The sequence below is a fragment of the Rahnella sikkimica genome, assembly GCF_002951615.1.
In the GTDB taxonomy this organism is placed as follows: domain Bacteria; phylum Pseudomonadota; class Gammaproteobacteria; order Enterobacterales; family Enterobacteriaceae; genus Rahnella; species Rahnella sikkimica.
The window spans coordinates 613,455-625,727 of the sequence record NZ_CP019062.1 but is presented as its reverse complement, the minus strand read 5'-3'; the positions used below and the strand labels follow the sequence as shown (position 1 = coordinate 625,727).

The 12,273-nt window shown below is 52.6% G+C and carries 8 protein-coding genes; 1 reads left to right on the top strand and 7 read right to left on the bottom strand.

What is annotated here, in order from left to right:
• Positions 1-14: 14 nt before the first annotated feature.
• The 6 genes from mepK to cmoM all read right to left on the bottom strand — a co-directional run bounded on the left by mepK (position 15) and on the right by cmoM (position 10,268).
• Positions 15-566, bottom strand: a complete 552-nt coding sequence (gene mepK / locus BV494_RS02775) for a peptidoglycan L,D-endopeptidase MepK (protein WP_104921469.1) — start codon at positions 564-566, stop codon at positions 15-17.
• A gap of 178 nt (positions 567-744) precedes the next feature.
• Entirely contained in the window at positions 745-2,595 is a 1,851-nt protein-coding gene (gene ldtD / locus BV494_RS02770) for a L,D-transpeptidase (RefSeq protein WP_104921468.1), read from the bottom strand.
• A 411-nt stretch (positions 2,596-3,006) separates the two neighbouring features.
• The gene (gene mukB / locus BV494_RS02765) at positions 3,007-7,455 is read right to left on the bottom strand and encodes a chromosome partition protein MukB (RefSeq protein WP_104921467.1); all 4,449 of its coding nucleotides are present in this window, start codon (positions 7,453-7,455) and stop codon (positions 3,007-3,009) included.
• Positions 7,452-8,183: a chromosome partition protein MukE gene (gene mukE, locus BV494_RS02760; RefSeq protein WP_104921466.1), complete on the bottom strand. Its 732-nt coding sequence runs from the start codon at positions 8,181-8,183 to the stop codon at positions 7,452-7,454. The genes mukB and mukE overlap by 4 nt, the downstream gene beginning before the upstream one ends.
• Positions 8,164-9,486, bottom strand: a complete 1,323-nt coding sequence (gene mukF / locus BV494_RS02755) for a chromosome partition protein MukF (RefSeq protein WP_104921465.1) — start codon at positions 9,484-9,486, stop codon at positions 8,164-8,166. The genes mukE and mukF overlap by 20 nt, the downstream gene beginning before the upstream one ends.
• Positions 9,483-10,268, bottom strand: a complete 786-nt coding sequence (cmoM, locus tag BV494_RS02750; protein WP_104921464.1) for a tRNA uridine 5-oxyacetic acid(34) methyltransferase CmoM — start codon at positions 10,266-10,268, stop codon at positions 9,483-9,485. The genes mukF and cmoM overlap by 4 nt, the downstream gene beginning before the upstream one ends.
• Positions 10,269-10,424: 156 nt before the next feature.
• Between cmoM and elyC the strand changes: the two genes are divergently transcribed.
• Entirely contained in the window at positions 10,425-11,213 is a 789-nt protein-coding gene (gene elyC, locus BV494_RS02745; protein ID WP_104921463.1) for an envelope biogenesis factor ElyC, read from the top strand.
• On the opposite strand, the gene BV494_RS02740 is transcribed toward elyC, so the two are convergent.
• On the bottom strand, positions 11,206-12,099 hold the full coding sequence (locus tag BV494_RS02740) for a YcbJ family phosphotransferase (RefSeq protein WP_104921462.1): 894 nt from the start codon (positions 12,097-12,099) through the stop codon (positions 11,206-11,208). The genes elyC and BV494_RS02740 overlap by 8 nt on opposite strands.
• Positions 12,100-12,273 lie beyond the last annotated feature (174 nt).

Genomic DNA, 12,273 nt, shown 5'->3' with positions numbered 1-12,273 from the left:
ATTAATTACGCACACTACCAGGTTCGTGCTGGCCCGGTATCAATGTGCACAAAGTTACTTCGTGGATAATATCCTACACCACCCATCCGCATTTTTAATGCTGCTTTGCGGATATTACTCAGTTCAATGCCCTGGATATGGAAATCCATGGCTTGTCCGAGCGTGTGGTAACTGTGTTTCGCGACGCCGCTTCCTGGCTCACGCATGCTGTTATTGGTCGCCAGCGAACGATAGCCGGAAATCAGCTGAACCGGTTTGTTCGCGCCACCGAGCATCACCTGCAAACGATAGAGATGGTCGAAAAGCGCGGGATCGATACTTTTTACTTTTTCCGCACGATAGTCCCTGAACAGATGATTCAACCGGGCCAACTCATCCTTGTTATAACGCTTTCCATCAAAAAACTCAGTTTTGAGGGTTTCGCCGGTATTCAGATTGTTAACCACTAAAATACGCGGACGAGGTGTGGAAAGAGTGGCAAATGCACGGCTCGGAAGCAATGCAATCCCCATAGCGGCACTGCCTAATGCCAGCCATTTACGGCGATGTTTGTCGATTTCATTCATGAACAGTTTACTATCCGGTAAGAGAGTCAAAAATAAGCTCCATTCGGAACCGTTTTGAACCTTAACCGCCAAATTTCTGCGAGTCAAGGGAGCCCGTAAAGCAAAACGAGCGTGCCAGTGACTCACGCTCGTTATCAGGCCAAATATTCAGACCCTTATCAGATTAGTTTTACTGCATTTATTGGAGCAAGATTTCTGCCTGAGACAAAATTTGTGCACCCGATCTCACAGTAGAATCGTAATTGTAAATATCTGTGCGGAATTGCGGCTTACCATCGTCAGCCACCCACGCCGTCAGATAGAACAGTTTTACCGGTATGTGATGACGGATCGCCACATACGTAGTATTTCCCCCCTGAAGTGCTGAAGAAATCCGCGTATCGTTCCAGCCTGCATCTTGCAACAGCATATTGGCCAGCTCCGACGCTTTATTCACCCTCACACACCCGGAACTCAGTGCGCGAATGTCTTTGCTGAACAGATTATGGTTCGGCGTGTCATGCAAATAAATGGCATCGGAACTTGGCATGTTAAATTTATAACGCCCCAGGGAATTGCTTGCGCCGGGTGCCTGACGGATTCGATATGGGAAATGGCTTGGTGAAACCATCGCCCAGTCAATCATCGACGGATCAATCACTTCCGCATCATTGCTCCAGCCGGACAATACCTGATAACCATGCTGCTGGAAGTACGTCGGATTGTTCATGGCTTTTGGCACGATATCTTCACGGACTAACGTTGTCGGCACGTTCCACGGCGGGTTCACGACAACGTTATTGAGCGCACTGCTCATCAATGGCGTTTTCCGGCTTGGGCGGCCGACAATGACCCGTGATGATAAAACTTCGCTACCGTTGAGATAGTAGGTGAGCTGGTAGTTTGGAATATTCACCATAATGCCCGTATTCACATTGCCCGGAAGAATACGTAAACGTTGAATATTCAGCGCCAGCAATGTGGCACGCAATTGCGGAGACGCATTCAGCCACTGGCGCGTACGCCCGCCAATAATGCCGTCAGCTTCCAGCCCCTGCCATTTCTGAAAGCGTTTAACGGCTTCGACCAGATCAGGCGTGTACTGGTTATTTGATACAGCAACCGGCACGGCCGGAGCAGGCGTTCCGCCGGCCTGAACCGTTGGCAACACATCCTGAACGGACGTTGCAGAAGGGCTGACCGCAGGTGTTGCAGGCTGCGCTTTATCGGCCGCTTCATCGACGGACAGATCATCATTCGCCGCACTTCCCGGCACGTTTGGCGCAATCGTCTCATCGGTCGGCTTCGGTGATTTAGCTTCTTCAGGTGACGCCACCATCATGCCCGTTCGGGTCAGAATTTCGCGCAGCGCAGGCACATCATCGCTGATTTGATCGGGCCGTAAGCTCGCCGCGCCGCGTATCACTGGCCACGGGCGATTGTCTGCCAGCATAAGCTTCAGAGCATCGTGCATTTTGGCATAGTAAGGATGTTGTGGCGTCAGCGTGGACAGATACCGTGCCGTGTCGCCCTGACGCACTGCCAGTTGCCACTGGTTAATCACCGTCAGCGGCGGCGTGGTCATTTTGTACGGCACATTACTGTAAAGCCAGGTGTCACCCTTGGCTTCAACGCTGCTGGTAAATTGCAGATACCCCAACATCGCATCAGACAGGACAACATCGCGCGCCATGCCTTTGACCTCAGGATCCGTCAGCCATTTAACCCATTGGGTGAATTGCGGCTGAATACCCGAAATTGCCAGCTCGGCTAATTGCTGCTGGAAGATCTGGATAGATTCTCTGTCCTTCCACATAGGCTGCATATGATTGGCAGCATACAGTGAGGACAAAGAGGATAAATACAGTGGACGAATGCCGCGTGGTGCCAGCTCTGCCTGCAACTGACTCATGCTCTGAACGCTTGAAAGCGTTGTTTTTCCTACCGGCATAGTGGGTACGGTGGCCCAGACAGAAAACCAGGGCGACAGACCGCTCGCCAGCAGACAACTGGCGACTAAAAACCTGAGAGACCTTTGATTCAATAACATTTTCCCTTGCCTCCCGATAAATTACCCAATTTGATCCCCAAAATTAAGCCAGTAGCGCTTAGATTAAGTATATAAACAGATTTCTTTTTTTGCGCAGGAACTCAATGCAATAGAGTCCGCCTCTCACTCACGTAAAGACTCTAAGCCAGCCGTCAGACGAAATAAAGACTTCATTGTGGACTTTCCGTTGGTCAGAAAGGTTTTAGCTCACTAATCACCCAGCAAGTTATAAAAATCTTAATTGTTATTTATAGCTGAGAAGTATTTTTAAGAAAGCATCAGAGAAATGAATAAGTAATTATCTGACATTAAAAGAATATTTAAGAAAAAAAGCATGAAGAAAATAGGGAACTGCGGACAATAAAAAACGCCCCGGTAAAATACCAGGGCGTCTGGGACTTCAGAAACGCATCAGGAAGCGTCGGCTTCCGTGGTGGCGAGTGCCGGAAGTTCCGGAGCAAAGCCACGCAACCCCACCACATGCACGTGTTCATTATTACCAAACACTTTACGCACCAGTTTGTAAGTTGTGCCTTTTTCCGGGCTGATATTTTCCGGGGCAGCAATAATAAGCTGCATTTCCAACCGGTCGCAAAGCTCAAACAGCGTGGCGATGGATTTAGCATCCAGACGCGCTGCTTCGTCGAGGAACAACAGGCGGCAAGGCGAAATATCTTTGCCGCGCATACGGCTCGATTCGTCTTCCCAGCTCTGAACTACCATCACCAGAATCGACATACCGGTACCGATCGCTTCACCGGTAGACAATGCGCCACTTTCTGCACGCAACCAGCCATCTGACCCCCGGTTAACTTCGACCTCCATTTCGAGGTAATTACGGTAATCCAGAAGCTCTTCACCGATCGTTTGCGGTGTACGTTGCCCCATATCGATTTGCGGATTCAGACGCTGATACAGTTTTGCCAGTGCTTCGGAGAAGGTCAGACGGTTACTGCTGAACAAATCCTGATGCTGTTCCTGCTGCTCAGAAAGCACATCCAGTAAACCGGCGTGGGCTTCGCGCACATTGACATTAAGACGCACACTTTTAACCTGACCAAACGCCACGGCCTGCAGACCCTGGTTGAGCTGACGGATACGGTTTTGCTCGCGCTGAATCGTCTTGCGAATAATATTCGCCACACTCTTCGAGCTGATCGCCAGCTGTTGCTCACGCGCCGTCAGTTCTTCAGTCAGACGCCCCAGCTCGATTTCCATCTGTTCGATGGCTTCAACCGGATCGTCCGTGCGGATAATATCCTGACGGATACGCTCGCGCAGATGCTGATAGACGGCAATATAGAACTGAATTTTACGCTCAGGACGTTTGGGATCTTCAGAAAGACGAAGCACATCGCGCAGATGTTCGTTGTCAGACACGGCCAGACGCAGCGCACCGAGCGATTTATCCGACATAGAGCGCAATTCGTCGCCCCCCATGTAGGCCAGCTCGCGGCGGTGAAGACGGCGCTCGACGCCATTATCCTTCACTAAACGCATCACTGCGCACCATCCTGCTTTCGACGTGACGACCTGCTCACGGCTCTGATGGTAATCACGTTCCAGCTTGCGTAATTTCTTCTGCAAATTGTCCATCTCGGCTTCACAGAAAGTAATCTGTTTTTCGAGCTGGTTGCAGCGCGCACGGTTCGTGCTGAGAGCGGTATGCAATTCATCACGGCGCGTTTTGGCGCGTGCTTCGGCGTTCGGATCAGCCTGAACGCCGATATCCTGCAATTCCTGACTCAGCTCTTTGAGCATGTCGCGTTTGGCATCAAACGAACTTTTCAGTGATGCCAGAACCTGACTGTATTGGGTATATTGCGTCTGATGCTGACGCATCTGCTCACGGGCGCGGGTACGTTCCGCCTCCGCATGTTCAAGACGCTGACGCAGTTTGTCATTCAGGTCACTGTTTTCATTGAGCATACCGGCAGAATCGGTGTAGCCGAAATGAGCGCGACGCTGAACCACTTCTGTCAGGGAAAACGCCTGCTGTTTCGCCAGACGTTGTGCGTGCTGAGCCTGCGCATAATCTTCTTTCAGTTGCTCATGCTGTTCCGGGTCACTTTGTAATACCGAGACCAGCGGTTCGAGTTTACCCAAGGAAATGCCGTGCTGCTGGATGAAACGGGCAGAATCCTGCGCTTCTTCCATTTCTTCACGGATTTCTTCCACACGGTCAATCAGCGTTTCATCGCATAACAAACCGACGCGCGGCTGCAATTTATTCAGCATCGCGACGGCTTCTTTCGCCTGCTCGTATTGCTGACGTTGTTGCTGGTTCTGGCTTTCGTGCGCATTCAGTGCGCGCTCAAGTTCGCCACGACGCCCGCTCAGCGTGCGGATATCTGCTTCCGGGTCAGCATCAAATGCAACGGCCAAATGACTGCCGATGAAACGGCTGAATGCCTGATGCGCGCGCTGGATTTTCTGGACGTCAAAGGACAGCGTGGCATAACGCTCGGATAAACTTTCGCGTTCTTTATGCAGCGTTTCCAGACGGTTTTCACGCGCGGCACGGCCAAACAGCGGGACCTGCGGGAAGTGAGAATAACGCCACTGGCGGTCGCCGGTTTTAACCAGCACCGCGCCCTGCATCTCATCCACTTCAAAGACGTTATCGTCAAATGACTGCGGATCCCCTTCAATCAGATAGAGATCTTCCGGGCAATCATCGAGGCCATCGAGCTGATCGCGAATCAACGACAAATCAGGCACGACGATCGCGTGGCGTGACGGACCATACAACGCGGAGAAATACGGTGCATCATCGATGGTGACGTCATCATAAATTTCAGATAACAGTACGCCGCCAAAACGTTCTGCCAGCGCAATCATGCGGGAGTCTTCCGCACCGCTTGGCTGGCTCAGACGGGTGATCTGGCCTTCGATGCGACGCTTACGTGCAGCGACCTCATCACGTTCAACCGTCGTTTCGCGTTCGGTTTCCAGCAACTGCTGCATGTATTCAGTCACCTGCTGGCTGCTTTCCAGCGGTTCCTTACTTTGCTCGCTCAGCTGGCTCAGCGCTTCCTGAGCGGCGAGCCAGACCGGTGCGCGCGCAGTCAGTTCACGAATACGCGACTGCACCTGCTCAAGCTCCTGACGCATTTCCATGCGGCGCTCGCCAGCCTGCGACACCACGCTCTGCAACTCTTCAATCTGGACTTCCAGCTCACGCTGCATTTCGTCCAGATCTTCCGGCTGTACATCCTGGCCGGTGCGTTTGCAGAATTCCTGCAACTGACGCTCAGCGTCCTGCTGCTCACGAAGACGGTTTTCAAGCTCAGACAAACGCATGCGCAGCGGTTCGACGCGCTCCGCCTGATGTTGCTGAGAAGACCAGTCACGTAATAATTCACGCGCCGTTTGCCAGGCCTGGCTGCGGCTGACTTCACCGGCGATTTTCACCACCAGCTGATACGCGGTTTCAAACTGATTGTGCGCCGCTGACGCCACGCTCATTTTCTGTTCCAGCTGCAGCAGGATTTCAGTGGCTTCCTGCTCTTTGCTCTGGAATGTTTCCAGCCATTCTTCGCTGTTCTGCGTACTCAGATCGGGGATCTGACACAGGTCACGTGCACGCTCAATGGCCTGCAAGGCCTGCTGGTATTGAATTGCACGAGTTTGCTGGACGTCCAGCGCCTGCTGGTAATCGGCAAGCTGACTTTTCAGCTCATCCACTTCCAGCTCTGCGGCCTCGGCACGTGCTTCATGCTCAGCGTGCAGTTCGCTGGCCTCCGCAACGACTTCATTCTGCTCTTCCAGACGGTACGTCAGTTCCTCGAGATCACCTTCGTAACGCTCGATTTTTTCCTGCTGACGCATCGCGGTCTGCACCAGACTGAGATGATCGCTGGCCGCCTGATAATCAGTTTCCAGATCACTTTGTGAACCGCTCTGCTCAGCCAGTTCACGCGCCATTTCGACATGGCGATACTGCTCGCCGGAAAGCTGTTTACGGCTGGAGAGCAAATCGTTACGCAGCACCAGCGCGCCATCAAGATGAATACGGCGTTCATTGGCGTGACGCATATAGTCGGCCGCCACGTAGGATGTCGCTTCAGAAATCAGATGTTTGAACAGGTCACGGTCGGATTGCGTTACGCGGATAGCTTCCAGCGTCATGCGGTTTTCACGCAGCGCGGCTTCCATATCCTGGAAAGCCTTACGCACACCGCTGTTTTCCGGCAACAGGTAGTCGCGCAGGGAGCGGGTGATGGCGCTGGAGATCCCGCCGTACAGCGAGGCTTCAATCAGACGATAGAACTTGCTGCGGTCAGACGCCGAACGTAAACGACGCGGAATGACACCCAGATCGAACATCAGCGCATGGTAATCAGTGATCGAGTTGAACTGCTTAAACTGGACACCTTCCATGGCTTCGACGCGATCTTTCAGTTCCTGCAAAGACAGTACGCGAGCCTGACGCTCTCCCACCGTTTCCGTCAGCATTTCTGTAGGATTCACCGCAACCGGCAAACCCTGAATGGTGAAGGGTTTGATGTCTACTTTGCGGTCACGGCCTGCGACCTGTTGCAGACGCACGCCAACCACAATGCGCTGATGGCGCGAGTTCACGACATCCAGCACCGAGTAACAGACACCCGCACGCAATTTACCGTGCAGGCCTTTATCGCGGGAACCTGAGGTTGCGCCGGCTTCCGTGGTATTTCGGAAATGCAGCAACGTCAGATCGGGGATCAACGCCGTTACAAACGCGGCCATGGTGGTGGATTTACCCGCACCGTTGCCGCCTGAAAGTGTGGTGACCAGTGAATCGAGGTCAAAGGTCCGGGCAAAGAACCCGTTCCAGTTAACCAGCGTCAGTGAGCGAAATTTACCGCGTTCAATCATTCCTGTTCATCCTCTGCGCTCTCGTGCCCTTGCTGCCCGGCCTGCGATTCGCCCTCTTCGCTTTCATCGTTCAGTGACAACGCACTGTCGACGGGCATCGCTTCGCCGTCACGGATCATCCGTAACTGTGCTTCACGAGCATCATCGCCGCTGCGAACATCCGCGCCAAAACGGAATACCGCTTCGGTGATACGGAATTTGCTGCTGTCGACACCCATGAAATACACCATGCCCAGACGGCGCAGACGGTTCAGTGAAGTACGGACTTTATCCTGTAATTTCTGGCGGTCTAAATCTGAACCGGTCGAGCGCTGGTTGACGTACTTCAACAGTTTGTTTTCATCGGCCAGACTCAGCAACTCGTCATACAATTCCTGCTGGGTAAAAATCCCTTCGTGCGCAAGGCGTTCCGGGCTGAGGTACAGATAGCAGAGAATTTTCCCTACCATCATGTCCAGCTCAGAAAGCACTGAACGGGGGATCAGCGTCGTCGAGCGCGGGCGCAAATAGAAGAAACCTTCAGGAGCCCGGATCAGCTCTACGCTGTAGCGGCTGTAAAACAGCTCCATTTCTTCCTGATAATCCATCAGGAACGCGTGGTTATCGAGTTCGTCGATGCCAATATGGCGGCCAGAACGGAGCTGGCTATCGAGGGCAGGAAACACTGAATTTGCCAGTGCCTGCGCCAGCTTAGCTGGCATTATGTGTTCAATATTTGTCGATGACATGGGCCTGCACCTTGGCTCCGTAATCATTGATTGCCTGCCATTCGGCATGCAATCCTGAAAAATCTGCTTCAGCCACACCAAGGCGAACTGCCTGGTCGACCACAATTCGCGCGACATCAAAGTGTCGGGCACGCGGATACTGTTTGAGATATTCGCGCATTACCATGCCCAGATTGAGCGGCGTTTTCTGTTGTTGATAAACCTGCAATGCCTGTTCAATCAATGCCGCAAGTTGTTCGCGGATTTCGTTAAATTCTTCAAATTCGAGGTCCGGCGGTAACTCACCGGTGACCTCCTCGCTGCGCAAGGCCAGTTCTTCATCACGCATATCCAGCAGGCGATCCGCATTGGCAAACGTCAGCGTCCAGGGCTGGTCAAAATAGTTCTGAACCGACTGACGCAGGCGCTGCGCAAATACGCGGTTTTTATCCATGTCGATGGCCGTACGGATAAATTTATGCACGTGACGGTCGTAGCCAATCCACAGGTCTATAGCCTGCTGGCCCCAACTGGTGATGCGGTCGAGTTTGTTTTGCAAATCAAAGACCAGCTTGTCGACAAAGCTCAGATCCATTTCCACCATCGTGGCATCCTGAATACGCATAAGATGCGCCTGCAACAGGTCGCCTGCGGCTTCCAGCGTATCCTGCAATTCACGCAGCGTGCCTGAGGTTTCTGACAAAAGCATTTCACAGCTGGAAATGGCCGCACGCCAGTCTTTGTTGAGCAGCCCGGCGATATCATCTTTCACGCCCTGTTGCTGCTCATCCATGATCCGCTGAGTCATGTCGATGCTGTCAAAAATTTCAGCGACGGAATATTTCAGCGGCGCATAAACGTTGCGGTGCCAGTGGAAATCATCGCCGCCCTCTTCGGCGGCATCGGCCGCGCGCTTGAGCTCTTGTGCAACAATCGACAATTGCATAGACAACCGCAGGGTAGAAAACTCCCGCTGACGGATATAGTAATCTGAAATACCGATGGCCAGGGGCGTCAGGCGATAAATGGCATTGCCATCCGCCAGCTCGCTGACAAAACGGTTGAGCAGGCGCTGACGCACCATATCATTGATGGCATTATTAGCACGCACGGTGACCGTTTCGTTTGTCTGCTCGAAACCTTTACTGACGTGACGAAACGCGTCGACCAGCTCACCTTCACTCATTTCCCCATCAAGGCGCTCGCTGTTTAACGTGGCAATCGCCAGAAGAAAAGCCAGCCGCTCCGTTGGCAGCGAAATTGAGAAATCATTTTTCCGTGCCCAGGCGACCAGTTCGGGTACAGTCTGGGAAAATTCACTCATAATTCGTCCTTCAGAATGGGTTTGTGCGCCATCACGTGGATGTAACGTCCCAAACTAACAAAAGGTTCCTGACGGCAATAACGCTGTTCCAGCGCCAGAAGCTCATCAAAATCCTGCTTATGTTGTTGTCTGTTTCGCAAATAATCGTGGAATACTCTAACACCGGTTTTGCCGCTTATCTGCATCCCAAGCGCTTCCAGCCACTGATAGACCTGCGCAGGTTCCAGGGGATGATCGGGCAACAGGGAGCTTTTTTTGATTTTTGGCACACCGGCTTCAACATGACCGAAATTTCCCAGGATCATGTGCCGCATAACCAGACCGTGGATATTGTAAAACATCAGTGAGATTGCGCCACCCGGCACCAGACAATCGGTCAATGCCGCCAGCGCGTGTTGGGGTTCCGCGAGCCATTCAATGACCGCGTGAAACAATATCAGATCAACCGGCGCTTCCAAATGTTCTGCGATGTGTTGGGCGGGACAATGTACAAATTGCATGTTGTCGCTCACACCTTTTTCAATCGCCGCAGCCTGCGCGCGACGGATCATCTCACCGGAGAGATCGCACAACAAGACCTGATGTCCTAAAGCGGCCAGTTCGCAGGCCATTTGCCCTTCCCCGCCGCCCGCATCAAGAATACGCAACGGCCGCTGCGGCAAAGTCTTCATCAACTCCTGCAGATCCTGACCCAGCACAGCCTGACGGATACGTCCTTTCGTTGTGCCGTAGATATTGCGCGAAAACTTTTCGGCCATATCGTCAAAATTACGATCCTGCATGAATTGAACCTTGTTCCTGAAATCGTTTTGCCGGTTTATCTCTGTGCGGCATCGCCGCGTGAGGTGCTATTTTGGCACAGGCTGGCATAGAATAAATCATCCTGACGCTGATTCACGCCCGGATGTCGTTTTTTCACCCAAAAGGACCGGTTTCTGATGCTATTTATCCTAAAAAAAACTGTCGGTGGCCTGTTATTGCCTCTGCCTTTTATCCTGCTGCTGATGGCGACCGCGCTGGTATTGTTGTGGATGACGCGCTGGCAAAAAATCGGAAAAGTGTTTTTTTCACTGAGTTGGCTGCTGTTGCTCCTTTTGAGCCTCCAGCCGGTCGCTGATAATCTGCTTCGCCCCGTCGAATCCGGCTATCCAACGTATGAACCGCGGGCACATCCGCCGGTGAAGTTCGTCGTCGTTCTGGGTGGCGGGTATACCTATAATCCAGACTGGGCACCCAGTTCAAACTTAATCAGTAACAGCCTGCCACGTGTGGCAGAAGGGATCCGAATTTATCGCGCGAATCCGGGGTCGAAAATGGTGTTTACCGGCGCGCAAGCCATGACGAATCCGGTGAGCAGTGCGGCGGTGGCGGGGAAAGTGGCGGAGAGTTTAGGTGTGCCTGAGAGCGATATCATTTTGCTCGATAAACCACGGGATACGCAGCAGGAAGCGCAACAGGTAAAAATTCTGGCCGGAGATCAGCCTTTCGTGCTGGTGACCTCCGCTAATCATCTGCCCCGAGCACTGGTTTTCTTCAAGCAGGCAGGACTGAACCCAATCCCGGCTCCGGCCAATCAGCTGGCGATTGATTCCCCGCTCAATCCGTGGGAAAGAGCCCTTCCGCAAGCGCTTTTCTTATCTCACAGTGAACGGGCCTGGTACGAAACGCTGGGGCGTATCTGGCAATGGATGACGTTGCCGTCATCCGAAACAAAGCCCGTCAGTTAAGCCACGGCAAGAGTTGCTGTCGCGCATAGTCAAACTGACGGCGATCGAGCTTCCCGGTATGGATAAGATGCGCGACAGATTCCCACAGTAAATAGAACCAACGGCGCTGAAGGAAAGTTTCTGAGACGGGCGCTTTTTGCAGGTAGCTGAACAGCAGTTGCTCACTCATGCCTTTTTCCCAAAGCCTGAACAAATCAAATTCACGCGGTGCCCACAATACGGTGCCCGGATTAATCATCGCCAGAAGCTGGTCGCTGCGCGGATCTTTGAGCAGACTGCGCAATGAAAGATTGCCGTGAACCAGAACCGGCGTGTCATCGAATTCCCTGAACAGAGACGCAATGCTGGCACGGGACCGGAAAAGTACCGTCCGATCTTCCGGCCTGAGTTCCGGTGCTTGTAAGTTTGATAAGGTTGACCACAGCACTTCAACCCGCTGCGGATACCAGTTTTCCCAGCGATTTTCTTGGGTGCTGTCAACCGACCCGACGCATCCGTGGCTGTCAATCCGATGCCAGGCCAGCATCGCCTCAACGATTTGTTCCTGCAATATCTTCCAGCGTTCCGGTGTGCGGGTTGGCGCTTCAGCTGATACGCCACGCAAACGTTCAATCAGCAAAATTTCCTGATAGGGCTTTTGATGTGTAGTGACCATGCCGTAAACCGTCGGCACGCGCACCACGCCTTCTCTGGCCAGCATCGAGAGTTTGTAGGCCTCCTGCCCCGCGATGCCCTCGCAGACAAAACTTTTCGCCATCAGCGGCATTGCGTAGCCCTGCTCATCATAAAGAGAAAAAAGATGGGCATAAGGCTGCTCACTGACACATTCAAGGCGGGATAAACGCTCGCCCAAAACAATACTTAACTCGGCTTTTAGCTGTTCCATAACGTATTCGCAGTGACGAAAAGATTAACGTTTATGATGAAAGCTTCGATAAATGAATGCCCCGTTTCAGATCAAACAAAAACCGGATAATTGCTTCAGGAGAGAGAGGATATTTCGCAAACTGGAAGGAACGTCAGATAAGAATGGACGGAATGTGACGCATTCCGTCCACTA

Excerpts from the sequence above, each read along its gene's own strand:
- mepK (WP_104921469.1), bottom strand. The coding sequence starts at position 566 with ATGAATGAAATCGACAAACATCGCCGTAAATGGCTGGCATTAGGCAGT.
- ldtD (WP_104921468.1), bottom strand. The coding sequence starts at position 2,595 with ATGTTATTGAATCAAAGGTCTCTCAGGTTTTTAGTCGCCAGTTGTCTG.
- mukB (WP_104921467.1), bottom strand. The coding sequence starts at position 7,455 with ATGATTGAACGCGGTAAATTTCGCTCACTGACGCTGGTTAACTGGAAC.
- mukE (WP_104921466.1), bottom strand. The coding sequence starts at position 8,183 with ATGTCATCGACAAATATTGAACACATAATGCCAGCTAAGCTGGCGCAG.
- mukF (WP_104921465.1), bottom strand. The coding sequence starts at position 9,486 with ATGAGTGAATTTTCCCAGACTGTACCCGAACTGGTCGCCTGGGCACGG.
- cmoM (WP_104921464.1), bottom strand. The coding sequence starts at position 10,268 with ATGCAGGATCGTAATTTTGACGATATGGCCGAAAAGTTTTCGCGCAAT.
- elyC (WP_104921463.1), top strand. The coding sequence starts at position 10,425 with ATGCTATTTATCCTAAAAAAAACTGTCGGTGGCCTGTTATTGCCTCTG.
- BV494_RS02740 (WP_104921462.1), bottom strand. The coding sequence starts at position 12,099 with ATGGAACAGCTAAAAGCCGAGTTAAGTATTGTTTTGGGCGAGCGTTTA.